The sequence below is a fragment of the Micromonospora sp. NPDC051924 genome (assembly GCF_055586005.1).
The window spans coordinates 37,793-60,578 of sequence record NZ_JBVJJA010000024.1 but is presented as its reverse complement, the minus strand read 5'-3'; the positions used below and the strand labels follow the sequence as shown (position 1 = coordinate 60,578).

At 73.5% G+C, this 22,786-nt stretch carries 25 protein-coding genes; 17 read left to right on the top strand and 8 right to left on the bottom strand.

The features are described 5' to 3' along the window. The first annotated feature begins 105 nt into the window (after positions 1–105). The 12 genes from ACZ6S5_RS20020 (at position 106) to ACZ6S5_RS19965 (ending at position 10,477) form a co-directional block, all read left to right on the top strand. Positions 106–480: a hypothetical protein gene (locus ACZ6S5_RS20020; RefSeq protein WP_466002463.1), complete on the top strand. Its 375-nt coding sequence runs from the start codon at positions 106–108 to the stop codon at positions 478–480. Then, positions 473–1,708 carry a WXG100 family type VII secretion target gene (locus tag ACZ6S5_RS20015; RefSeq protein ID WP_466002461.1) on the top strand — a complete coding sequence of 412 codons (1,236 nt, stop codon included), beginning with the start codon at positions 473–475 and terminating at the stop codon, positions 1,706–1,708. The genes ACZ6S5_RS20020 and ACZ6S5_RS20015 overlap by 8 nt, the downstream gene beginning before the upstream one ends. A gap of 111 nt (positions 1,709–1,819) precedes the next feature. Then, positions 1,820–2,344 carry a PadR family transcriptional regulator gene (locus ACZ6S5_RS20010; RefSeq protein WP_466002459.1) on the top strand — a complete coding sequence of 175 codons (525 nt, stop codon included), beginning with the start codon at positions 1,820–1,822 and terminating at the stop codon, positions 2,342–2,344. Continuing rightward, positions 2,341–3,024 carry an ABC transporter ATP-binding protein gene (locus tag ACZ6S5_RS20005; RefSeq protein ID WP_466002457.1) on the top strand — a complete coding sequence of 228 codons (684 nt, stop codon included), beginning with the start codon at positions 2,341–2,343 and terminating at the stop codon, positions 3,022–3,024. The genes ACZ6S5_RS20010 and ACZ6S5_RS20005 overlap by 4 nt, the downstream gene beginning before the upstream one ends. Further along, complete coding sequence (locus ACZ6S5_RS20000) at positions 3,021–5,345, top strand: FtsX-like permease family protein (RefSeq protein ID WP_466002455.1); 2,325 nt, start codon at positions 3,021–3,023, stop codon at positions 5,343–5,345. The genes ACZ6S5_RS20005 and ACZ6S5_RS20000 overlap by 4 nt, the downstream gene beginning before the upstream one ends. 97 nt (positions 5,346–5,442) lie before the next feature. Further along, on the top strand, positions 5,443–5,841 hold the full coding sequence (locus ACZ6S5_RS19995; protein ID WP_466002453.1) for a hypothetical protein: 399 nt from the start codon (positions 5,443–5,445) through the stop codon (positions 5,839–5,841). Positions 5,842–5,979: 138 nt separating this feature from the next. Continuing rightward, positions 5,980–6,801 carry a hypothetical protein gene (locus tag ACZ6S5_RS19990; RefSeq protein ID WP_466002451.1) on the top strand — a complete coding sequence of 274 codons (822 nt, stop codon included), beginning with the start codon at positions 5,980–5,982 and terminating at the stop codon, positions 6,799–6,801. 40 nt (positions 6,802–6,841) lie between these two features. After that, positions 6,842–7,183, top strand: a complete 342-nt coding sequence (locus tag ACZ6S5_RS19985; protein WP_466002449.1) for a YkvA family protein — start codon at positions 6,842–6,844, stop codon at positions 7,181–7,183. A gap of 49 nt (positions 7,184–7,232) precedes the next feature. Next, positions 7,233–7,652, top strand: coding sequence for a pyridoxamine 5'-phosphate oxidase family protein (locus ACZ6S5_RS19980; RefSeq protein WP_466002447.1), 420 nt, complete (start codon positions 7,233–7,235; stop codon positions 7,650–7,652). 452 nt (positions 7,653–8,104) lie between these two features. Next, positions 8,105–8,752 (top strand): C39 family peptidase, encoded by a 648-nt coding sequence (locus ACZ6S5_RS19975; protein WP_466002446.1) that lies wholly within the window; start codon positions 8,105–8,107, stop codon positions 8,750–8,752. Between the two features lie 77 nt (positions 8,753–8,829). Continuing rightward, the gene (locus ACZ6S5_RS19970; protein ID WP_466002444.1) at positions 8,830–9,492 is read left to right on the top strand and encodes an HAD family hydrolase; all 663 of its coding nucleotides are present in this window, start codon (positions 8,830–8,832) and stop codon (positions 9,490–9,492) included. A gap of 61 nt (positions 9,493–9,553) precedes the next feature. Further along, positions 9,554–10,477, top strand: coding sequence for a Nif3-like dinuclear metal center hexameric protein (locus ACZ6S5_RS19965; protein WP_466002442.1), 924 nt, complete (start codon positions 9,554–9,556; stop codon positions 10,475–10,477). Between the two features lie 49 nt (positions 10,478–10,526). Here the strand turns inward: ACZ6S5_RS19965 and ACZ6S5_RS19960 are convergent, their stop codons facing one another. After that, a complete protein-coding gene (locus ACZ6S5_RS19960) occupies positions 10,527–11,033 on the bottom strand; it encodes an Lrp/AsnC family transcriptional regulator (RefSeq protein WP_466002440.1) in 507 nt (168 codons plus the stop codon). Between the two features lie 45 nt (positions 11,034–11,078). On the opposite strand from ACZ6S5_RS19960, the gene ACZ6S5_RS19955 reads away from it, so the two are divergent. After that, a complete protein-coding gene (locus ACZ6S5_RS19955) occupies positions 11,079–11,981 on the top strand; it encodes an SMP-30/gluconolactonase/LRE family protein (protein WP_466002438.1) in 903 nt (300 codons plus the stop codon). Here the strand turns inward: ACZ6S5_RS19955 and ACZ6S5_RS19950 are convergent, their stop codons facing one another. Further along, positions 11,982–12,146: a hypothetical protein gene (locus tag ACZ6S5_RS19950; protein WP_466002436.1), complete on the bottom strand. Its 165-nt coding sequence runs from the start codon at positions 12,144–12,146 to the stop codon at positions 11,982–11,984. A gap of 146 nt (positions 12,147–12,292) precedes the next feature. On the opposite strand from ACZ6S5_RS19950, the gene ACZ6S5_RS19945 reads away from it, so the two are divergent. Continuing rightward, positions 12,293–13,423, top strand: a complete 1,131-nt coding sequence (locus ACZ6S5_RS19945) for an AI-2E family transporter (RefSeq protein WP_466002434.1) — start codon at positions 12,293–12,295, stop codon at positions 13,421–13,423. Between the two features lie 27 nt (positions 13,424–13,450). Here ACZ6S5_RS19945 and ACZ6S5_RS19940 read toward each other — a convergent pair whose 3' ends face one another. Then, positions 13,451–14,110: a dienelactone hydrolase family protein gene (locus ACZ6S5_RS19940; protein ID WP_466002432.1), complete on the bottom strand. Its 660-nt coding sequence runs from the start codon at positions 14,108–14,110 to the stop codon at positions 13,451–13,453. A gap of 272 nt (positions 14,111–14,382) precedes the next feature. Between ACZ6S5_RS19940 and ACZ6S5_RS19935 the strand changes: the two genes are divergently transcribed. The 3 genes from ACZ6S5_RS19935 (at position 14,383) to ACZ6S5_RS19925 (ending at position 15,333) form a co-directional block, all read left to right on the top strand. After that, positions 14,383–14,775: a MerR family transcriptional regulator gene (locus ACZ6S5_RS19935; protein WP_466002430.1), complete on the top strand. Its 393-nt coding sequence runs from the start codon at positions 14,383–14,385 to the stop codon at positions 14,773–14,775. Continuing rightward, positions 14,745–15,092: a thioredoxin gene (gene trxA / locus ACZ6S5_RS19930; RefSeq protein ID WP_466002428.1), complete on the top strand. Its 348-nt coding sequence runs from the start codon at positions 14,745–14,747 to the stop codon at positions 15,090–15,092. Before ACZ6S5_RS19935 ends, trxA begins: the two co-directional genes overlap by 31 nt. 61 nt (positions 15,093–15,153) lie before the next feature. Then, entirely contained in the window at positions 15,154–15,333 is a 180-nt protein-coding gene (locus ACZ6S5_RS19925; protein WP_466002426.1) for a hypothetical protein, read from the top strand. A 48-nt stretch (positions 15,334–15,381) separates the two neighbouring features. On the opposite strand, the gene ACZ6S5_RS19920 is transcribed toward ACZ6S5_RS19925, so the two are convergent. The 5 genes from ACZ6S5_RS19920 to ACZ6S5_RS19900 form a co-directional block, all read right to left on the bottom strand. Continuing rightward, the gene (locus tag ACZ6S5_RS19920) at positions 15,382–17,754 is read right to left on the bottom strand and encodes a glycoside hydrolase family 65 protein (protein WP_466002424.1); all 2,373 of its coding nucleotides are present in this window, start codon (positions 17,752–17,754) and stop codon (positions 15,382–15,384) included. Beyond that, on the bottom strand, positions 17,751–18,500 hold the full coding sequence (locus ACZ6S5_RS19915; RefSeq protein ID WP_466002422.1) for an HAD family hydrolase: 750 nt from the start codon (positions 18,498–18,500) through the stop codon (positions 17,751–17,753). The genes ACZ6S5_RS19920 and ACZ6S5_RS19915 overlap by 4 nt, the downstream gene beginning before the upstream one ends. Before the next feature lie 47 nt (positions 18,501–18,547). Next, on the bottom strand, positions 18,548–19,015 hold the full coding sequence (locus tag ACZ6S5_RS19910) for a DUF4442 domain-containing protein (RefSeq protein ID WP_466002421.1): 468 nt from the start codon (positions 19,013–19,015) through the stop codon (positions 18,548–18,550). Positions 19,016–19,133: 118 nt separating this feature from the next. Next, positions 19,134–20,438, bottom strand: coding sequence for an ABC transporter ATP-binding protein (locus tag ACZ6S5_RS19905; RefSeq protein WP_466002419.1), 1,305 nt, complete (start codon positions 20,436–20,438; stop codon positions 19,134–19,136). A 157-nt stretch (positions 20,439–20,595) separates the two neighbouring features. After that, positions 20,596–22,785 carry a bifunctional glycosyltransferase/CDP-glycerol:glycerophosphate glycerophosphotransferase gene (locus ACZ6S5_RS19900; protein ID WP_466002417.1) on the bottom strand — a complete coding sequence of 730 codons (2,190 nt, stop codon included), beginning with the start codon at positions 22,783–22,785 and terminating at the stop codon, positions 20,596–20,598. Between the last annotated feature and the right edge of the window lies 1 nt (position 22,786).

Here is a 22,786-nt window from a genome sequence, read left to right as displayed (position 1 = left end):
GTCCGATGTGGAGGGCCCCGGCGGGTACGGGTCGCCTTGGCTGGCCCGGGTCGACTAACCTGAGCGTGGCCAACGGTTCTCGACGATGACTACGGGGATGCAGCCATGACCGGGCGCACGACAGTAGACGTACTGTCCTTGGAGGACTTTCACCAGCGGCTCGAGCGGCGGCTGAGCGAGGCCGAGTCGGTGTTGAAGAAGCTCAACACCGAGATGCAGTGCCGGCCGCCGGCGCTGGGTGCCTTCACCGACGCGACCGACAACGCCCGTCGCTACTCCGAGACGCACGCGAGCTTCGCCAACCACGCCGAGCGGCTGCGTCGGGCGATCGTGGCCGCCCAGGAGGCGACCAAGACGATCATGACGAACTACCGGACCGCCGAGGCGCGCAACGCGGCCGCCGCGGCCGACATCATCGCCGCCCTCTCCGGGCTCAGCGAGGCGATGAAGCCGGCGAAGGGAGAGGATCCGCGTGTCTGAGTACACCCAGCGCTACGAGCACGTCAGCCACAAGGAGCTCTACCAGGGCGTCACCGCGGGCGACCCGAAGCAGATCGACGGGCTCAGCGCCCAGTGGAGTTCGATGAAGGACACCCTGGAGGGCCTCGGCCGGGACCTGACCAAGGATCTGGACGCGCTCGCCAAGACCTGGTCCGGCGACGCCGCCCGGGTGTTCCACCAACGGCTGAACCTGGTCGTCGACTACTCCGGCAACCTGGCCGAGGGCATGGCCGGCATCAAGCAGGGTCTCGGCATGATGGCGACGGAGCTGCGCACCGCCCAGTCGAAGGCGGAGAGCCCGGAGGAGACCGACGACAACGACAAGCTGGTCGACGGGGCGGTCAAGGGCTTCCTGATGGGTGGCGCGGCCGGCGCGGTGATCGGCGGGTTCGTCGGGCACGAGCAGGACGAGGCCGAGCAGGAGAAGGCGCACCAGCGGATGGTGCAGGTCGTCGCCAACCTCGCCGAGGGCTACGACTTCTCCGCGTACGGGCGGATCGTCGTGCCGGAGGAGCCCCCCATCCACCTCCCGGGCAGCACCGACACCTCCGGCCCGACGCTGGGCAGCGGCCCCTCGGTGGGCACGCCGTCCGGCGGGCCGAGCTCGGGCACGTTCGGTCCCACCTCCAGCGCCACCGCGACCACCTCGGGCGTCCACCACACCGCGCCGACCAGCGGCACGGCGGGCGGCGACCCGGGCACCGGCCCCGGCGCCGGCAGCCCGGGCACCATCGGGTCGGTCGGCGTCACCGACCCAGCCGGCACCTCGCTCGCCGGCGCGGCCCCGCCGCTCACCAGCACGGGCCCGACGACCGGTCTCAGCGGCGCCACCTTCACCGGCACCACCCCCACCGCTCCGACCGCCGGCGGCAACTCCTTCTTCGGGGTGCCCGGCGTGGGCACCGGCTCGCTCGCCGGCTCCACCGGCGGGGCGGCCGGTCGGCCGGGCGGGCTGGAGAACCGGTCGGCGGCCGGCACCGGCCGACTCGCCGGCGGCCGCGGTGCCGTGATCGACGCCGAGAGCCGGTCCAACGGCGGCAAGGGCACCGGGGCGCGCTCCGCGATGCCGGGCCGCAACGGGGTGCTGGGCAAGCACGGCCAGCACGACGAGGACGAGACGGATGAGCACCTCACCTGGCTGACCGAGGACGAGATGGTCTGGGGCGACGGCCGGTCCGCCCCGCCCTCGGTGCTCGGCACCGACTGATCGCCTGCTGACCGACGGCGCGGCGCCCCTCCGACGAGGGGCGTCGCGCCGTTCGTCGTTTCGACTGTCCGGGTATACCTACGTGGTATACCTGCTGTGTATAGTCGCGCCATGTCGATCGGCCACACCTTCCTCGGGCTGCTGGAGTCCAGTCCCCGGCACGGATATGACCTCAAGCGGACGTACGACGAGCGGTTCGGGCACGCCCGTCCGCTCCACTTCGGCCAGGTCTACTCCACCCTGTCCCGGCTGCTGCGCAACGGCCTGGTGGCGGTGGACTCGGTCGAGCCCGGCGAGGGCCCCGAGCGCAAGCGGTACGCGATCACCGAGGCGGGGGTGACCGACGTCCAGCGGTGGCTGTCCCAGCCGGAGAAGCCGGAGCCGTACCTGCAGAGCCTCCTCTACACCAAGGTGGTGCTGGCGCTGCTCACCGACCGGCCCGCAGCCGACCTGCTCGACACCCAGCGCGCCGAGCACCTGCGGTTGATGCGCGAGCTGACCCGCCGCAAGACCCACGGCGACCTCGCCGAGCAGCTGATCTGCGACCACGCGCTGTTCCACCTCGAGGCGGACCTGCGCTGGCTGGAACTCACCGCGGCGCGGCTGGACGAGCTGGCGAAGGAGGTACGGGCATGACCGCCGAGCCGCTGCTGGTCGGCGAGGACCTGCACCGGTCCTTCGGCCCCACCCCGGCCCTCGCCGGCGCGTCGATCTCCGTACGCGCCGGCGAGGTGGTGGCGGTGATGGGCCCGTCCGGGTCCGGCAAGTCCACCCTGCTGCACTGCCTCGCCGGCATCGTCCGCCCGGACCAGGGCTCGGTCCGCTACCGGGGCACCGAGCTGACCGGCCTCTCCGATGCGGGCCGCAGCGCCCTGCGCCGCCGCAAGTTCGGCTTTGTCTTCCAGTTCGGACAGCTCGTGCCGGAGCTGACCTGCCTGGAGAACGTGGCGCTGCCGCTGCGCCTGGAGCGGGTGCCGCGCCGGGAGGCGGAGCGGCGGGCCGCCGAGTGGCTGGCGCGGCTGGAGGTGACCGACGTCGCCGGCAAGCGCCCCGGAGAGATCTCCGGCGGGCAGGGGCAGCGGGTGGCGGTGGCCCGGGCGCTGGTCACCGGCCCGCGGGTGGTCTTCGCCGACGAGCCCACCGGGGCGCTGGACTCGCTCAACGGCGAGCGGGTGATGCGCCTGCTGGCCGGGGCGGCTCGGGAGACCGGGGCAGCCGTGCTGCTGGTCACCCACGAGCCGCGGGTGGCCGCGTACTCCGACCGGGAGGTGGTGGTCCGGGACGGCCGGACCCGGAGCCTGGAGCAGGTGCCGTGACCGGGGCGGACCCCCGACGGCGCGGCGGCCGGCTGCGCGCGGGCTACGGCGACCTGGTGATGGGTGCGCGGATGGCGGTCACCGGCGGACGATCCGGCTGGACCCGGACGCTGCTGACCGCGCTCGGCGTCGGCATCGGCGTGGCGATGCTGCTGCTCGCGGCGGCGGCGCCCGGCGCGATCGACGCCCGCGCGGAGCGGGGCGCCGCCCGCAACGACCTGGGGCCGCCCCGGTCGGGGCTGCCGGCGGCGGGCAGCCTACTGATCGCCCCGGTCGACACCGTCTTCCGGAACCACCCCGTGCGGGGGCGACTGCTGCACCCGGAGGGCCCCGACGCGCCGCTGCCGCCGGGGTTGACCGCGTTTCCGCGGGACGGCGAGGTGGTGGTCTCGCCGGCACTGCGGGAGCTGCTCGACTCGCCCGACGGGCCCCTGCTCGCGCCGCGGCTGGGCGGCGCCCGGGTCGCCGGCACCATCGCCCCCGCGGGCCTGGCCGGCCCGCACGAACTGGCCTTCTACCTCGGCCGCGACAACCTGACGGCGGACCGCGCGACGCGGCTCGACCAATTCGGCGCGGGTGGCCCGGCGGAGGAGTTCAGTCCCCTGCTGTGGCTGCTCGTCGTGGTGGTCGTCGTGGTGCTGCTGCTGCCGATCGTGGTGTTCCTCGGGGCGGCGGTCCGCTTCGGCGGCGAGCAGCGCGACCGCCGGCTGGCCGCGCTCCGGCTGCTCGGCGCCGACGCCGGCATGGTCCGCCGGATCGCCGCCGCCGAGGCCGGTGCCGCCGCGCTGCTCGGGCTCGCCGTGGGCGCGGGGTTCTTCCTCGCCGGCCGACAGTTGGCGACCCTGGTGTCGCTGTACGACATCAGCGTCTTCCCGGCCGACCTGCGTCCGGTGCCGTGGCTGGTGGCGGTGGTGGCGCTGGGCGTACCACTGCTCGCCGCGGGTATGGCGCTGCTCGCGCTGCGCCGGGTCGTGGTGACGCCGCTGGGCGTCAGCCGTCAGGCGACTCCGGCCCGACGACGACTCTGGTGGCGGCTGCTGCTGCCGGTCACCGGGCTGGCGCTGCTCCAGCCGCTCGCCGACGTGCGAACCACGCGTGCCGTGGCGACCGACGCCCAGGTCGCGGCCGGCGCGGTGCTCCTGCTCATCGGCACGGTCACCCTCCTGCCCTGGCTGGTCGACCTGCTGGTACGCCGGCTGCGCGGCGGACCGCCGCCGTGGCAGCTCGCGGTACGGCGGCTCCAGCTCGACAGCGCCGCGTCGGCCCGGCTGGTCGGCGGGGTGGCGGTGGCCGTGGCCGGCACCATCGGGCTGCAGATGCTGGTGGCCGGGGTGCAGGACGAGTTCCGGCAGGCCACCGGCCAGGACCCGGATCGCGCGCAGGCGATGGTCTCGCTGTACGGGCCGCCGGAGTCCCGGCAGGCACTCGCCCGGATCGCCGCCGTACCGGGTGTGGCCCGGAGCCTCGCCACCGTGTCGTTCGTGGCGTTCCCGGCGCCCGCCGGCGTGGCCCGCACGGACGACTCGCCCGTCGAGGTGCGGGTCGGCGACTGCGCGGCCCTGGCCGAGTACGCCGACCTGGGCGGCTGCGCCGATGGGGACGTCTTTCTGGCCTGGCGGGACGGCCCCGTCCCCGGCGTCGGCCCGGGGACCCGGCTCGGCTTCGGCGGTGGCGCACCGACCTGGCGACTCCCGGCAGACACCCGGACGGTGCCGGCGCGGGACGATCCGACGGGTGGGCGGGGCAACGGTCTGCTGGTGACGCCCGGCGCGCTGGCGTACCGGCCGCCGCACGAGGCCTCGGCCACCGCGCTGGTCCGCCTGGATCCGGCGGACACGGACGCGGTGGAACGGCTCCGTAGCGAGGTGGCCGCGATCGACCTGACCGCCTCGGTCCTCACGCTGGACGCGACCCGGGAGAGTCGCCAGTTCGCCAACGTCCGGCGCGGGCTGCTCATCGGCGCGGTGGTCACCCTGCTGCTGATCGGGATGAGCATGCTGGTCGGCGTTCTGGAGCAGCTGCGGGAACGGCGGCGGCTGCTCGCCACGCTGGTCGCGGTCGGGACGCCCCGGGGCACCCTCGGCTGGTCGGTGCTCGGGCAGACCGGGGTGCCGGTGCTGGCCGGGCTGGTCCTCGCCGCGGCGATCGGGATCGCCATGGGCGCGGCGCTGCTCCGGATGGTCGGCGCGCCGGTGGTGGTGAGCTGGCCGGTGGTCGGGCTGGGCGTCGGCCTCGGCGCCGCGGTCGTGCTGCTGGTCACCGGCGCGAGCCTGCCGGTGCTCTGGCGGCTGACCCGGCCGGACGGGTTGCGCGCCGAGTGAGCCGGACGGTCCGTCCACAGCGCATCGTGGGCCGGGTCACGTGTTCCGGGCAGCTCATCGGGGTGCATGAGACGGATCTGACCGATAGGTTGAAACGGTGCAGTCCGTAGCGTTCGCCCCGCCCGTCTGGGCGGCCACGCTGCGCAGCCTGCGCCGGCTCACCCGGATGGCGGCGACCGCACTGGTGCTCGTCGTCGGGCTCAACGGCCTGACCGCGCCCGTTCCCGCCGATCCGCTCCGTCCGGTCTCGACGGTCCGCCCGCTGGCCGACCTCCGGGTCGCTCCCGGGCCGGTGGACGCTCCGGCGGTCCTGCCCCTGGCCGGTCCCCTCGAGGTCGGGGCGACCGCGCCGGCCACCGGCGTACCGGCAGGCCCCGTCGGCTCCGTCGGCCCCGTCGGCTCCGCCGGCGCGGCGGCCCGGACGACCGTCGCCGTGGCGCCGCCCGCCGATCCCGGCCGGGAGTCGGTCACCCGCCGCGGCCCGCCGCGCGCCTGAGCGCGCCGGCCGCCCGCGCGGCCCTGGCATCCCTCGCCGTCCTTCTGGGTACGGACCTAGCCGTACCGGCGGCGCTCCTCCGCCCGTCGCCGGGCCCCAGACCGTTGATTCCGACCGTCCCACCACGAGGTGCTGGTGATGCAGACCGTCTTCTCCGCCGTCCTGTACGACGTCCCCCAGGCCGCCGTGATCTGGCTGGCCCTGATCGCCGTGGCGGCAATCGTGATCGCCGCCCTGATCGTCCGCCCGGACCGGTTCCGCGCGGTGTTCGGCGAGCGGATCAGCGAGGCGGCCCGGCCGAGCAGCCTGGAGCTGGCCGCCGAGGCGCGCGAGCGCTCCCGCGAGCGGGCCCGGTTCGCGCAGGAGGTGGAGGTGGCCGCGGCCCGGTCGGCGGCCACCGCCGAACGGCGCCGGGCCGAGTGGCTGGCCACCCAGGACGAGGTCGAAACGGCGTGGCAGGCGTACCAGGCGGCGGAGGAGGACGTCAGCCGGCTGGCCGCCGCCGCCGCGCTGCCGCTGCCCCGGACGGCCCGCACCCCCGCCGAGTACGCGGACCGGGAGCGCTGGCTGCACCGGGCGGCAACGGCGGCGCAGGAGCGTGGGGAGATCACGGTCGAGCAGCTGAGCGACATCCTGCAGCACCGCGGCTGGGACCCGCGTCGGCACCCGGTGGAGCAGGAGCTGCTGCTGCGCCGGCTGATCCGGGACAACGTCCGCGCCCGGCACGAGGCCGCCCAGGAGCGGGAGCAGGCCGCCTGGCGGGCCGCGGAACTGGCCGCCGCCGCAGCGCGGAGCCTGCGCCAGGAGGCGTACGCGGCGACCCGGCCCGACCCGGAGCGGCACACCCCGCTCTCCCTCGTGGACCTGACCGGGCCGGAGACCACCCGGGAGCTGCCGGCTCCGACCCGGACCGAGTCCGGGTCGGCGGCCCGGGGCCGCGCGGCCGTGCCGGCGTTCTGACCGCCGGGCGGAGCTGGCCCGGTTCGGTTAGCGTGACCTCGTGTCCCGCGAGACCTGGATCCTGCTGGTGCTCGCCGGCGTCGTCGCGTTGGCGACGCTGGTCGGCGCGGTGCTGCTCGCCGTCCGGGTGGTCCGCACCTATCGACTGCTCGGCGCGCTGGGCGCCGGCGGCAAGCTCGCCTTCTACGGCGCGCTGATCTACACGATCCTGCCGGTCGACCTGCTGCCCGACCCGATCTACCTGGACGACATGGGCGTGCTGGCCGGCACCCTGTTCTACCTTGGTCGGCTGGTCGCGAAGCACCGCGCGGCACAGCGCGCGCTGCCCGATCGGCCGGAGTCCCCGGCGGCGTCGGGCCGCCCGCACCGCCCCGTGTCATGATCGGGCCCGGGCCGGCGGTCGGCCCGGAGCGAGGCACCGAGGACGGGACATGGCGGGCGACCACCGGTTGGACCCACACGACGCGCGGGTCGCCCGGTTCTTCCGGGACCGGCATCTCGCCACGCTGACCACGCTGCGCGCCGACGGCACCCCGCACGTCGTGCCGGTGGGCGTCACCTTCGAAGCGGACGCCGGCCTGGCCCGCGTGATCACCTCCGGCACGTCGGCCAAGGCGCGACACGTCGCGGCGGCCGGGCCGGAGGGCACGCCGGTGGCGGTCTGCCAGGTGGACGGCCGCTGGTGGCTGACCGTGGAGGGGCGCGCGGTGCTGCGCCGCGACCCGGCGTCGGTCGCCGAGGCCGAGCGCCGGTACGCCGAGCGCTACCGCGAGCCGCGCCCCAACCCGGAACGAGTGGTCATCGAGATCGCCGTCACCCGCCTCCTCGGCAGCCTCCCACCCGCCGGCTGACCCCGATCCCGCCGCCCCTGCGGTCGATCTCAGCGCGCCTTCGGCTCATCCCCGCTCCCGCGATCTCGGGACTGCTGGCGTCCGCCTACAAAGTTGATGACGTGGATGATTCACGCCCTCCCGATCCGCTCGACTCGTTCGTCGAGATCGGCACGGCTACCGGCCGCGCCGATCCGTCTGCGTCATCAAGTTCGTAGCGTCCGCCTCCTCCTACGGGGACCGCGCCCACCGCACGCGTCCGGCGCGCCAACGCGCGTGGTATCCGCCCTGATGTCCGGTCCGGGGTGTGCCCGGTCACCTCGGCTTTGGAATCACCGAGGGCCAGGAGTCGTTGCACATCCCGTGAGCGGGCGGGCTCTCCCCCCGCGCCCCCGAGGAACGGCCGAGCGCCACTCCCGGTGCTGCTGCGTCCCGGCGACGGGACGACATCAACCCCCGAATGGAGCTTCGACATGAACTCGATCGTCCGTAAGAGCATGCTGTCCGTCGCCGGTCTCGTCATGTCCGGTGGCGTCGTCGCCGGCCCGGCCGTGGCCGCGCACGCCGCCCCGGCGCAGGCGAAGCCGGTGACCGCGAACAAGAGCGACAAGAGCGACAAGAACGAGCGCAGCGCTCGCTTCGACTACCAGGCCCAGCCGAACTTCTACTACTGCGGCCCGGCGTCGACCCGGATCGCGCTGTCGGCCGAGGGCAAGACGGTGAGCCAGGACGAGCTGGCCGCCAAGCTCGGCACCACCGAGAACGGCACCGACTCGGCGATCGACATCACCCGGGTGCTCAACGAGTACACCGGTGGCAAGTACAAGACCACCGAGATCCGGGACGACGCGGCCACCAAGGAGCAGGTCGAACGCCTGCGGATCGACGTGAAGGCCGCCGTGGACCAGGGCCGCCCGGTCGTCGCCAACATCCTCGGCGGCGCACTGGACATCGACGGTGTCGAGCACAGCTACCCCGGCCACTACCTGACCGTGGTGGAGTACAAGAACGACGGCAACACGGTGCTGATCGCCGACCCGGCCAGCCCGAACGAGCCGACGTACTGGATGGACGTGACCGAGCTGGCCAACTGGATCGCGGGCCGCGGTTACAGCTCCTGACCGAGCAGCGCGAAGGGCCGGTCTCCCCCGTGGGAGGCCGGCCCTTCGGCCTGCCCGCGCACCGCTAGCATCTGGACGTGCGGCGACCGGTGATCTTCGACCTCTACCACACCCTGGTTCCCGGCGGTGACCCCGAGCGGGACCGGGTGGTCGGTGAGATGGGCCTGATGGTTGGGGTGCCGCCCGCCGACCTGGTCGCCGCGTACCACGCCACCTGGCGGGAGCGGATCACCGGCTGGGACGTCGCGGAGACGGTCCGGCTCCTGGCCCGGCGGCTCGGCGGGTCGCCGACCGAGGAGCAGGTCGCCCGGGCGGCGGCGCATCGCCGGGAGCTGGCCGTCCGGCTGCTGACCGGCGCTCGCACCGAAACCCTCGCGGTGCTGGACGCGCTGCGCGCCGACGGTCATCCGATCGGCCTGGTCAGCAACGCGACGGCGGAGACCGCCGAGGCGTGGGGCTCGACCGCACTGGCTCGCCGCTTCGACGTCGCGGTCTTCTCCTGCGACGTCGGCCTGGCCAAGCCGGATCCGGCGATCTACCGGCTGGCCGCGACGCGGCTGGGCGTGGACCCGGCCGACTGCGTCTTCGTGGGCGACGGGGCCGACGGTGAACTGGCCGGCGCGGCGGCGGTCGGCATGACCGTGCTCCGGACGACCGAGCACAACAACACCGACCCGGAGTGGCAGGGCCGGGCCATGGCCGCCCTCGGCGAGCTGCCCGGCCTGCTGCACACGGGATGAACCGCCGGGCCGGCGGGCTAATCCGCTGGTCGACCCGCCGGCCCGCCCGTAACCTGCCGCCATGACGGACCGGATCGCGCTCGCCCCGCTCGTGGCCGACCTGGACGACCTCTTCGAGCTGGCCGACGCCGAGCCGGACACCGCCATGCGGCGGCACGTGCCCCGGGTGCACGACGAGGCCGGCATCGACTGGCGGCGGTACGTCACCCCTCGCTTCGCCGAACGGTTCAACGGGCTGATGATCCAGGGCCACGCCGAGGTCGGCCGGGTGCTCGTCGCCTGCTTCCCCTCGGCGGAGGTGCTGGACCGCTGGCTGCCCACCGCCGCCCCCGGCGACCTATTGGTCACCCACCATCCGATCGACCTGCGCAACGGCCACCCGTCCGGGGTGTGGGCGGCGGGTTTCGTGCCGATCCCCGCCGCCCGGTTCGCACAGCTCCGCGACGCCGGGGTCAGCCTCTACGCCTGCCACGCGCCGATGGACGTCTCGCTCCGGGTCGGCACCGCGGCCGCGATCGTCGAGGCGCTCGGCGGCGAAGTGGTGGACCGGTTCTGGCCGTACGGCGACGGGCACGCCGGCCTCGTCTGCACCGTGCCGCCGCTGAACAGCGACGCCCTGGTGGTTCGGGCCCGCCGGATCTTCGGCGTCGACCTGGTCGAGGTGGAGGGGCGGCGCCGGGACACGATCGACCGGATCGCCGTGGTCGGCGGGATCGGCGACGACGCGACGGAGATGGCGTACGCCGAGCGGCTGGGCGCGCAGGCGTACCTGACCGGGGAGCTGCACGTGCGGATCGAGGGCGAGCGGGGCCGCCGCAAGTACGAGCGGGTCCGCGAGTTCGCCGCCGGAACGTCGATGACCCTGGTCGGCGTCTCCCACGCGGCCAGCGAGCAGTTGGTGCTGGAGACCCAGCTGGCCCGCTGGTTCCGCGAGCGGCACGGCGTCGAGGTGGTCCCGCTGCGCGAGCCCGAGTGGTGGCGCTGACGGTCGCGCCCTCCCGCCTAGGGCAACGAACGGCGAGGTGGGACCTCGGTCAGGGGCTCGGAGGGTGCGGGTCGAGCGGGCGCTCGAAGAAACTCTCCAGCACCACCACGGTCTGCGTGCCCGTGACGCCCTCCACCTGGAACAGCCGGCGCAGGCTGGCTTGGAGCTGCTCCGGCGTGCCGACCCGGATCTTCACCAGCAGGGACGCGGGGCCGGCGATGACATGCGCCTCCTCCACCTCCGGGAGCGCGGCCAGCGCCTCCCGGGTGGGGTCGTCCCCCATCCAGGCGTTCGCCTCGACCAGCACGAACGCCAGCACTCCCCGACCGACCGCGGCCGGGTCGACGTCCACCGTGGTGCGCCGGACCACGCCCTGCTCACGGAGCTTGCGGACCCGCTCGTGGACGGCCCCCGTGGAGAGCCCGACCGTCCCGGCCAGCGCGGCGTACGACTGGGTCGCGTCGCGTTGCAGCGCGGCCAGCAACTTCCGGTCCACCTCGTCCACCGACGACCTCCGTTCGGAGAATACCCGCTGTACCGATTCTGGTTCGGTCATGCTAGCTTGAAGCCGAACGTGAGTCACGGGGCGGAGGCGTTTTCGGTGGACCGGTTCAGGACACGTTTCGAGGTGCTCGACGAGCGGTTCCGTCGGGTCAACGGCGACGAGTGGGTGGAATGCCTCTGGACCGGGGGCCGCTGGCTGGAGGGACCCGCCTGGTTCCCCGCCGGCCGACACCTCGTCTTCAGCGACATCCCCAACGACCGGCTGCTGCGCTGGGACGAGACCACCGGCGCGGTCGGGGTGTTCCGCCAGCCGGCCGGCTACGCCAACGGGCACACCGTCGACCGACGGGGGCGACTGGTGAGCTGCGAGCAGGGCCGACGGCGGGTCACCCGGACCGAGCCGGACGGCACCGACACGGTGCTCGCCGAGCGCTGGCGGGGCCGCCGGCTGAACAGCCCGAACGACGTGGTCGAGCACTCCGGCGGGTCGATCTGGTTCACCGACCCCAGCTACGGCATCGACAGCGACTACGAGGGGCACCGGGCGGAGAGTGAGATCGGCGGCAACCACGTCTACCGGGTCGACCCGCAGGACGGCGTGGTGCACCGGGTCGCCGACGACTTCGAGCAGCCCAACGGGCTGGCCTTCAGCCCGGACGAGTCCCTGCTCTACGTGGTCGACACGCGCGCGAAGCACCTGCGCCGGTTCCGGGTGACCGAGGGCGGCACGCTGCGCGGCGGCGAGGTCTTCGCCACCTGCGACGCCGGCTCCTTCGACGGCGTACGCCTCGACGACGCGGGGCGGGTCTGGGCGGCGGCGCACGACGGGCTGCACTGCTTCGACCCGGACGGCACCCTCCTGGGCAAGCTGCACCTGCCCGAGGTCGTCGCGAACTTCACCTTCGGCGGAGCGCAGCGCAACCACCTCTACATCTGCGCCTCCAGCTCGCTCTACAGCCTCCGGGTGAACGTCAGCGGGGTCCGTTACCCCGGCTGGTGATCACTCCTCCGGAGCGACCCGCTGCAGGGTGTCCACGTCGGACACGATGACCGCCTCCGTCGGGCAGGAGTCGGCCGCGTCGAGCACCGCCTCCGCGGCGGGATAGCGCGGCGACCTGCTTGTCGTGCTGGTCGGCGAAATCCTTGGCCTTGTCCATGAAGTCACTCATGTCGGGGCCTCCCTTCGTTACGTCAATGCCTAACCTGCGGCGGAAAGCGCAAACGCGCCGCCGATCGGCACGGGACCCGACGCCTCCGGGTGTCGGATCCGCGCGGGTCGGGTATCGAACGGCCACGATCGAGGAGGGCGACGTGGTCGAGGACGACGGCGGGCGGACGCCCGTGCTGACGCAGGGGAGGACCGCACCGGAGACGGGCGGCGGGCCGGCGGGGCCCCGGCAGGCCTGGACGGCACTGCCCTGGCCGGTCCGGACGGCCGTGACGTGGAGCGCCTGCCTGGTGGTGGTGGTCACCGGGCTCTGGCTGCTGGGAAAGATCGCGGTGCTGCTGGCGCCGCTGGCCGTCGCGCTGGCCGGCACCCTCTTCCTCACCGCCCTGCTCGACCCGGTGCTGCTCCTGCTGCGCCGGATCCGGGTGCCCGCCGCCGTGGCGGCCCTGCTCACCATCCTGCTGCTGCTCGGCGTACTGGTCGGCGTGGGCGTGCTGGTGTGGAACCTGACCGCGAGCCAGTTCGGCGAGCTGAGCCAGCAGCTCGACCAGGGACTGGAACGCACCCGGGACTTCGTCACCTCCAGCCTGCCGATCACCGACGCCCAACTCGACAAGCTGATCAAGCAGACCCGGGACGGGCTGAGCGGCAGCGCCCCCGACCCGGTCGGCGGGGCGCGTACGGCGACCGAGGTGGCCGGTTCGATCCTGCTCGCCCTGGTCCTGCTCTTCTTCCTGCTCAAGGACGGCCGGTCGATGTGGCGCTGGGTGCTGCGCCGGATGACCGGCCCGAACCGGGAACTCGCCGCCGAGGCGGGCCGGGCCGGCTGGCGGACGCTCGGCGCGTACAGCCGGGGCACGATGGTCGTCGCGGCGATCGACGCGATCGGCATCGGGTCGGCGCTGGTGCTGCTCGGCGTGCCGCTGGCCCTGCCGCTCGCGCTGATCACCTTCCTCGGCGGGTTCGTGCCGATCATCGGCGCGACGGTGGCCGGGGCGATCGCCGTGCTGGTCGCCCTCGCCGCCAACGGCCCGACCACCGCCCTGCTCGTGCTGGCCGCGGTCATCGCCGTGCAGCAGATCGAGGGCAACCTGCTGGAGCCGCTGGTGATGAAGCGGCAGGTGCAGCTGCACCCGGCGGTCATCCTGGTGGTGGTCACCGCCGGCACGCTGATCGCCGGCATCGCCGGCGCGTTCGTCTCCGTCCCGATCGCGGCGGTCACCTGGCGGGTCCTGGACACCGTCCAACGGCACCGGGCGGCCGTCCCGGCCTGAGCCGTCGGCCGCAGTCCGTCCGGCGGGTCAGGCCGGATGCGGGGTACGAAGCCGGGTGGTGAACCAGCTCCCCGCCTGGTCGGCGACCTGCTCCAGGGTGCCGGGCTCCTCGAAGAGGTGGGTGGCGCCGGGGACGATCCGCAGCTCGGCGATCTCGCCCAGCTGCGCCCGGGCCTGCTCGTTGAGCACGATGACCTGCTCGTCCAGGCCGCCGACCAGCAGCAGCGTCGGGGCGCGTACCGCGGACAGGGAACTGCCGGCCAGGTCCGGGCGGCCACCGCGGGAGACCACCGCGCGGACCTGCTCCGGCCGGGCGGCGGCGGCGACCAGCGCGGCGGCCGCCCCCGTGCTGGCCCCGAAGATCCCGATCGGCAACCGCCCCAGGGTCGGGTCTCCGGCCATCCAGTCGACGATGGCGGCCAGCCGCTCGGCGAGCATGCCGATGTCGAAGCGCAGCTCGGCGGTGATCTCGTCCCGCGCGTCCTCGTCCGGGGTGAGCAGATCGATCAGCACGGTGGCCAGCCCCCGGTCGTTGAGCTGGTGCGCGACGGCCACGTTGCGCGGGCTGTGCCGCGAGCTGCCGCTGCCATGCGCGAACAGCACCACCCCGGTCGCCCCGGACGGCACGATCACGTCCGCAGCCAGCCCACCCTCCACCACCGGAACGGTCACCTCACGCGTCTCCATGCCACCCACCTCCACCCGCCCGCATACCCCCGTTCCCCCCCACCTCACCTCCCCACCCCACCCCCGCCGCCAGCCCCGTCGATCATGAAGCTTGCCGCACTGGAAAGCGCTCTCCCCGCCGCTAACTTCATGATCGACCGGGCGGGGCGGGGCGGGCGGAGAGCGGGCAAGGCCAAGGGGTGGTGGGGGCAGGGTGGGCGAGGGCGTGGGGTTGCCTTGACGTCGGCGGCAAGGTTTAGCGTGGGCGGCACGGGCAGGTCGGGGAGGGTCTGATGCGGATCGGGGAGCTGGCGGAGCGGGCCGGTACGAGCACCCGGACGCTGCGGTACTACGAGACCCAGGGGCTGGTACGGCCACGCCGTTCCGCGAACGGCTACCGGATCTACGACGAGGCGGAGCTGCGCGTCGTGCACGAGATCCGCGCCCTGCTGGCGGTCGGCTTCGGTCTGGACGACATCCGGCCGTTCGTGGCCTGCCTGCGGGCCGGGCACAGCTCCGGCGACGTCTGCCCGGACTCCGTGGCGGTGCTGCGGCGCAAGCTCGCCGAGGTGGACGACTACCTCGACCGGCTCGGCGCGGTCCGTCGACAGCTGCACGACCAGCTCGCCCGCGCGATCGCCCATCGGGAGGAAACATGCCTCAGGACACGCAAGAGAGCCGACTGACCGCGGTCACCGACGCGACGTTCGCGGCCACCGTGCTGGCCGCCGACCGGCCGGTGGTGGTGGACTTCTGGGCGGAGTGGTGCCCACCCTGCCGGGTCGTCTCGAAGCACCTGGCGGAGCTGGCCGAGGAGTTCGGCGACATGCTGCGTTTCGTCACCCTCAACACCGACGAGAACCCGGCGACCACCCGGGCGTACCAGGTGATGTCCGCGCCCACCATGCTGGTGTTCCGGGACGGGCAGGTGGTCGGCTCGATCGTCGGCTCCCGGCCGAAGAACCACCTGCGGCAGAGCTTCGCCGGGCACCTGGACGGTTGAGCCGGCGCCGAGCGGGAACGCGCGGGGTGACCACGGACCCCGACGGATCGCGAGGATCGTCATGGCCAAGCAGGACCGGTCCCGTGAGCAGGAGCTCACCGACCAGAAACGCCGCGAACAGGAGCTGAAGGGCTCGCAGAACTGGGCGGACCGCGCGGCCCTGGCGCGTACCGCCGACGACCCGCAGGCGACGGCGCCCCGGGATGCCGGCGGCCGACCGTCCAACGGCCGCCAGTTCTGACGTACGCGAAGACCGGCCCGGCCCGCGACCAGCGCGGGCCGGGCCGGCTCAGCTGGCGTTCTCCGGCAGGTGCAGCAGGGGCGCCCGGCCCGGCGGCTGCTCCGGCGGCGGCCCGGCCGGGTGCGCGGGTGGCACCGGCACGGTGACCGGCTGGGCGCAGGTGACCCGGACCGTCTCGCCGTGGTGCCGCAGCTCCAGCACCGTGTCCGGGCCGCCCTTGCGCAGCGAGTACGTCGTCTGGTGCGGCCGGACGTCCACCCGCAGCCGCATCGACCGCCACTGGAGGGAGAACTCGAGGCGGCTGAGCCGGCTGGACAGCCGGGGCGAGAAGGAGAGCGTCCCGTCGTGGTCGCGCAGCCCGCCGAAGCCCGCCACCAGGGCGATCCACGCCCCGGCGAGCGACGCCATGTGCACCCCGTCGCGGGTGTTCTCGTTCAGGTCGTGCAGGTCCATCAGGGCCGCTTCGCGCAGGTAGCGGTGGGCGAGCTCCGAATGGCCGACCTCGGCCGCCATGACCGCCTGCGTGCAGGCGCTCAAAGACGAGTCCCGCACGGTACGCCGCTCGTAGTAGTGGAAGTTGCGCAGCTTCTCCAGGCCGCTGAACGCGTCCCCGCGCCAGTGCATCGCCAGGACCAGGTCGGCCTGTTTGACGACCTGCTTCCGATAGAGGTCGAAGTACGGGTAGTGCAGCAGCAGCGGGTACTTCTCCGGCGGCGTGTGCTCGAAGTCCCACTCCTGCAACCGGGTGAAGCCCTCCACCTGCTCGTGCACGTCGAGGTCCGCGTCGTACGGGACGTGCATGGCGTGCGCGGCGTCCCGCCAGGCGGCCGCCTCCTCCTCGCTGACGCCGAGGTCGAGCGCCTGGTCGCGGTAGCGCATGGCGCAGTCGGCGGCGGTCAGCAGGTTCCGCTGCGCCATCAGGTTGGTGTAGATGTTGTCGTTCTTCACCGCGGTGTACTCGTCCGGCCCGGTCACCCCGTCGATGTGGAACCGGCCGCTGCGGTCGTGGTGGCCGAGGGAACGCCAGAGCCGGGCGGTCTCGACCAGCAGCTCCAGCCCGATCTCCCGTTCCAGCCCCTCGTCGCCGGTGACCAGGACGTACCGGCGCAGCGCGTCGGCGACGTCGGCGGCGATGTGGAACGCGGCCGTGCCGGCCGGCCAGTACGCCGAGGACTCCGGCCCCTCGATGGTCCGCCAGGGGAAGGCGGCGCCCTCCAGGTTGAGCGTCCGGGCCCGCTCCTGCGCCTGTTCGAGGGTGGAGTGCCGCCAGTGCAGCGCGTTCCGCACCGCCGACGGCTGGGTGTACGTCAGCACCGGCAGCACGAACATCTCGGTGTCCCAGAACGCGTGCCCGTCGTACCCGGGGCCGGTCAGCCCTTTGGCGGAGATCGGCCGGCGTTCCGCGCGGGCACCGGCCTGCAGCACGTGGAAGAGGCCGAACCGGACGGCCTGCTGGACCTCCGGGTCGCCCTCCACCCGCACGTCGGCGGCGTCCCAGAACTCGTCCAGGTACTCCCGCTGCGCCCGGCGCAACCCGTCCCAGCCGTCCAGCCGGGCCGCGGCCAGGGCCGCCCCGACCTGGTCCCGCAGCGCCGGCAACGAGCGCCGGCTGGACCAGCCGTACGTCAGGTACTTGACCACCCGCAGCTTCTGGCCCGGCTTGAGCACGCAGCCGATGGTGGTGCGGACCCAGTCCTCGTAGCCCTCGGACTCGGTGGTGGTGCGCTCGGGGCCGTGCACGTCGTGCGCCATCGCGGCGGCGAGCCGCAGCCCGCTGACCTTGGTCCGGTGGATGAGCAGCCCGCCGTCGTCGGTGGTCAGTTCCTCCTCGGCCAGCAGCGGGGACTCCAGCACGGCCGCCACCCGCGGGTCGCGGCTCTGCGGCGGCAGGGCCTCGTTGGCGACCAGCTCGGACTGGAGGATCAGCCGCAGCGGCCCGTCGACTGCCTCGACCTCGTAGTTGATCGCGGCGACCGACCGCTGGGTGAACGACACCAGCCGGGTGCTGCGGACCTTGACCTCCCGCCCGGCCGGCGAGCGCCAGTGCACCTCCCGGTGCAGGGTGCCGGCCCGCAGGTCGAGGACCCGCTCGTGGAAGAGAAGTTCGCCGTACCGGACGTCGAGCGGCTCGTCGTCGACCAGCAGCCGGACCAGCTTGCCGTTGGTGACGTTGACGATGGTCTGACCGGACTCGGGGAAGCCGAACCCCGCCTCCGCGTACGGCAACGGGCGCAGTTCGTAGAAGGAGTTCAGGTAGGTGCCGGGCAGGCCGTGCGGCTCCCCCTCGTCGAGGTTGCCGCGCAGCCCGACGTGCCCGTTGGAGAGGGCGAAGACCGACTCGGACTGGGCGAGCACGTCCATGTCGAGCCGGGTCTCCCGAACGTGCCACGGCTCGACCGGGTAGGCCCGTTCCCGGATCACGCGGTAGCCCCGGTCAGCAACTCGGCGAGGTCGGTGACGACCACGTCGGCGCCGTGCGCCCGCAGGTCGTCGGCCTGGCCGACCCGGTCGACGCCCACCACGTACCCGAAGCCGCCGGCCCGGCCGGCCTCGACCCCGGCGAGGGCGTCCTCGAAGACCGCGGCCTGCTCCGGCTTGACGCCGAGCAGCTCCGCGCCGGCCAGGAAGGTGTCGGGATGGGGCTTGCCACGCAGGTCGCGCTCGCGGGCCACCAGCCCGTCCACCCGGGCCTCCAAAAACCGGTCCAGCCCGGCGGCCTGCACCACGGCCGCGCAGTTGGCGCTGGCCGAGACGACCGCCCGGCGCACTCCGGCCCGGACGGCGGCCTCCAGGTAACGCACCGAGCCCTCGTAGACCTCGACGCCGTCGGTCCGGATCCGCTTGAGCAGGATGACGTTCTTGCGGTTGCCCACCCCGTTGACGGTGTCCGCCTCGGGCGGGTCGTCGGGCGCGCCGTCGGGCAGGGTGATGCCGCGCGAGGCCAGGAAGGAGCGCACCCCGTCGGCCCGCGGCTTTCCGTCCACGTACCGGTTGTAGTCCGGTCCGGGGTCGAACGGGCGGAACGGCTCGCCGGTGGCCGCCGCGCGATCCTTGAGGAACGCGTTGAAGGTCTCGGTCCAGGCGGCGTTGTGCACCTTGGCGGTCTGCGTCAGCACACCGTCCAGATCGAAGAGACAGGCGGTCACGTGAGCGGGTAGGCCCAGCATTGCCTGAATCTATCCACCAGACCGCGCGGGCAAACGCGATTCGGACGTCAGCGGTTGGGGCGCAGCGTCCACACCACGGTCAGCACGGAGGTGACGGTGCCGTCCTCGGTGCCGATCTCCACCTCGACCGGGAACTCGGGCCGCTGCCCCGCGTCCAGCTCGGCGATCACCTCGGCCGGGGTACGCCCCAGCCGCGCGGTGGCGCGCACCGGCCCCAGGGCCACCTTCTTGTACGCGATGCTGGCGGTCACGGCCAGCGGCACCGCCCGGTCGAGCACCGGCCCGAACGCGGCGAGCACCACCGCCCCGGAGGCGGTCTCCCCGAGGGTGAACATGGCCCCGGCGTGCGGACCGCCGACGTGGTTGTGGTGCTCCGGGACGTCGGGGAGCCGGACGACCGCCCGTACCCCGCCCTCGGCCTCGGGCGCTACCTCGACGAATTCGATACCGAGCGTGCGAGCGAACGGCACGGCTTCGAGGAGACCGGCCGCCACCTGGCGAGAGTCGATGGACATGCCCGCACGCTACTCGCCGGTAACTTCACCGGCAAGAGGCTGTCCTGCCCCGGTCGCGAGGCCGACACCCGGCATCCCGCCGGCCTGGGACCCTACCGCCGCCCGGCAGCGGACCCGCTCAGCGCCAGCCGATGTCGATCCGGTCGCCGCGCTCGTCGAAGAAGTGCAGCGCGTCCATACGTACCTGGACGGCCAGCGGGTGCCCCGCCGAGACCGCCGGGTACGGCGCGAGCCGGACGGCCAGTTCCGCCGGACGGCGGTGGTGCCGGCCCGGATCGGGCAGCACGCTGGTCCGGTTGCCGCCGCCGCTCGGCGCCGAAACCGGGGCGTCCACCGCGCGCCCGGTGAGCCGCTGCATGACGTGGCCGAACCGGCGCAGGCCACGCTGGCCGGGCGCCGCGTTCTCCACCGGGGTGCCCATCTCGTCCACCATGATCGCGGTGGCGCCGATGTCGAGGAAGGCCAGCGACTCGTGGCCGTGGTGCTCCAGGTAGCGGATTCGCCCCTGCAGGATGTGACCCGGGGTGTCCGGGGCGACCGGGGTGAGCGCCTCGGCCCGCATGCCGACCACGATCCGTTCGCCGTGGTAGTGCGCCACGGCCCGGCTGCGGATGTCGTCCCAGGGCAGGTAGAGCGTCTGCTCGCCGAGGTTCAGCGCCACGTACCGGTCGAGGTGGACGTAGACCGACGCCTCCAGCAGGTTCATCCGGGGGCTGCCGAGGAACGCGGCGACGTAGAGGGTCGCCGGCCGCCCGTACACCTGGGTGGGGGTGCCCACGTCCTGGAGCACACCCTTGCGCATGATGGCGACCCGGTCGGCCATGGTCAGCGCCTCGGCCTGGTCGTGCGTGACGTAGATGGTGGTGACGCCGAGTTCGCGGGTCAGCCCGGAGATCTCGGCGCGCAGCTCGGCGCGGAGGCCGCTGTCCAGGTTGGAGAGGGGCTCGTCCATCAGGAACAGGCCGGGCCGGCGCACTATCGCCCGCCCCATGGCGACCCGTTGCCGCTGGCCGCCCGAGAGCTGGCTGGGCTTGCGGGCGAGCACGTCCCCGATGCCGAGGGCGCTGGCGACATCCTGGATCCGCTCCCCGCGCGGCCCCGGCTCGACCCCGGACAACCGCAGCGGGAAGCCGATGTTGTCGCCGACGGTCATGTGCGGATACAGCGCGAAGTCCTGGAAGACCATGGCGATCTTCCGCTCGCGGGGCGGCAGGTCGTTGGCCACCTCGCCGTCGAGCATGACGGCGCCGGCGGTCGGGTCCTCCAGACCGGCCACCATGCGCAGCACGGTGGACTTGCCGCAGCCCGAAGGGCCCAGCAGCACCATGAACTCGCCGTCGTTGACGTCCAGATTGATGGTGTCGACCGCGACTGTCCCGTCCTGGAACACCTTGGTGACATCCTTGAGCGCGACGGTGGTCACCGTCACCTCCCCAGCTCTCGGCCGAACCCGGGAATGACTGTGACCAGGATCATCGATTTCGCACATCGGGTAAACGTGCCATGTTCGTCTCGTGACAGACCCATTACGCGGATCGGTCGGCTCCGATCCGTAAAGTGACCGGCGAGTAACCTCTTTTTCAGGCCGGCTCGTCCAGAAAGACCCGGCGGACCACCCGCTCGGCGGCGTGCCCGTCGTCCAGGGCGCAGAACCGCGCCCGGAACCGGCGCCGGTCGTTCTCGGCCTCCGGCGAGCGCAGCGCGCCCGACCGGAACACCTCCAGCAGGGCCGGGAAGTCCCATGCCACCGCGCCCGGCGGCTCGGCCACCAGGTCGAAGTAGACCCCGCGGGCCACCCGGTACGCGTCCCAGTCCGGCGCGTACACGACGATCGGCCGGTCCAGCACCGCGTAGTCGAACATCGCCGACGAATAGTCGGTGACCAGCACGTCCGCCGCGAGGTAGAGGTCCTCCACCCGGTCGTGGCCGCTGACGTCCAGCACCCCGCCGGCGGCCGGGCCGCGGGGTCGCCGGTCCCGGTCGTGGAAGTAGTGGCTGCGCATCAGCAGCCGCCCCGACGGGCCGAGCACGTCGCACATCCGATCCGGATCGAACGGCGGCCGCCAGCCGGGCAGGTGCTCCCGGTGCGTGGGCGCGTAGAGCACGACGAACTCGTCGAGCCCGATGCCCAACTCCTTCCGGACCTGCTGGCACTCGTCCGGGGTGGCCAGCGCCAGCCGGTCGTTGCGCGGGTAGCCCACCTCCAGCGTGGTGTACGCGGCCGGGTACGCCCGCTCCCACATCTGGCTGGAGAAGCTGTTCGAGGAGACGCTGAAGTCCCACCGGTCCACCCGCTTCAGCAGCTTGGCGAAGTCCATCCCCATCGCCCCCATCAGGTACCGCTGCTGGTCCAGCCCCATCACCTTGACCGGGGTGCCGTGGTGGGTCTGCAGGTGCACGGAGCCGGGTCGCTTGCGGACGAAGTCCGGGAAGTTGACGTTGTTGACCAGCCAGCGGGCCCGGGCCAGCGCGCGGTAGTAGTCCCGGGTGCCGGCGACCACGTACTCCACGCCGGGCGGGAGGGTGTTCACCCGGTCCCGTCGGACCACCCACACGCCGCGTACCTCGGGGGCGAGGCGGCGGGTGGCGGCGTAGATCGCGGCCGGGTTGCAGGCGTACCCGCGGTACCAGTACGCCGCGAAGACGGCGAGCGTCGGCTCCAGCGGCCGGCGCAGCTCGCCCCGGTAGTACTCGCGCAGCGCCGCGTCCCGGGCTCGCCGCGCCGTGCGCCGGGCCACCGGCAGCACCCGCCGCCGGACCTTCCCGGCGGTCCGCCGGGCCGTCTCGGCCGCCTGGTTGGCGTCGCGCAGCGCGCTGAACGTCCGCCACCGCCCGGTCGCCACCAAGCGGTGCTTCAGGCCTTCCACCCCCGACGGGACCGGGTAGCCGCCGGGCGGCAGGAAGCGGGCGTAGTCGGCGTGGATCTGGGCGAAGAACGCGGGCCGCAGCTCCGGCGCGATCCGCTCGCCGTTGCCGAGCACGGTCAGGTAGTGCCAGATCATCCGCTCGAACACGTCCGCGCGCAGCACCCCGACCGCGCCGTCCCACCGGTCCAGCAGCCGGAACACCCGGTGCCACTGGGCGAACACCTCGAAGTGCCGGTCGCCCCGGGTCCGGGTGATCGCCCCGGTCCGCCGCTGCCGGTAGTTGAGGCAGACCCGGTCCAGCACGCCGATCCGCGACGCGGCCATCAGCGCCGGGTAGCTGAACGAAACATCCTCGTACCAGCCGGGTGCGAAGCGCAGGCCCCGGTCGACCAGGAACTCCCGCCGGACCAGCCGGTTCCACGCGGTGTGCAGCAGCCGCAGGGTCTCCGGCCGGTCCAGCAGCCGGAAGGTCGGCTCGCCCGGCGGCTCCGGGAACACGTCGCGCATCGCGCTGCGGGTGCCGACGTTGTTCCAGTGCGCCCGGACGTGGTCGACGATCAGCACGTCCGGGCCGGTGGCGACGAGCCGGTCGGCCACGTGCGGCAGGCAGCCGGGGACCAGCCAGTCGTCGCCGTCGACGAACCAGACGTACTCGCCGACGGCCCGGTCCAGCCCGATGTTGCGGGCCGGACCGAGCCCGACGTTCTCGGCGAGGCGGACCGGGCGCACCCGGGGATCGCGCTCCGCGTACTCCAGCAGGATCTCGCCGCTGTCGTCCGGGGAGGCGTCGTCGATCCCGATCACCTCGAGGTCGTCGTACGGCTGCTCGAGGATCGAGTCGAGACACTCCCGCAGGTAGCCCTGCACACGGTAGGCCGGTACGACGAAGCTGAGCAGAGTCATC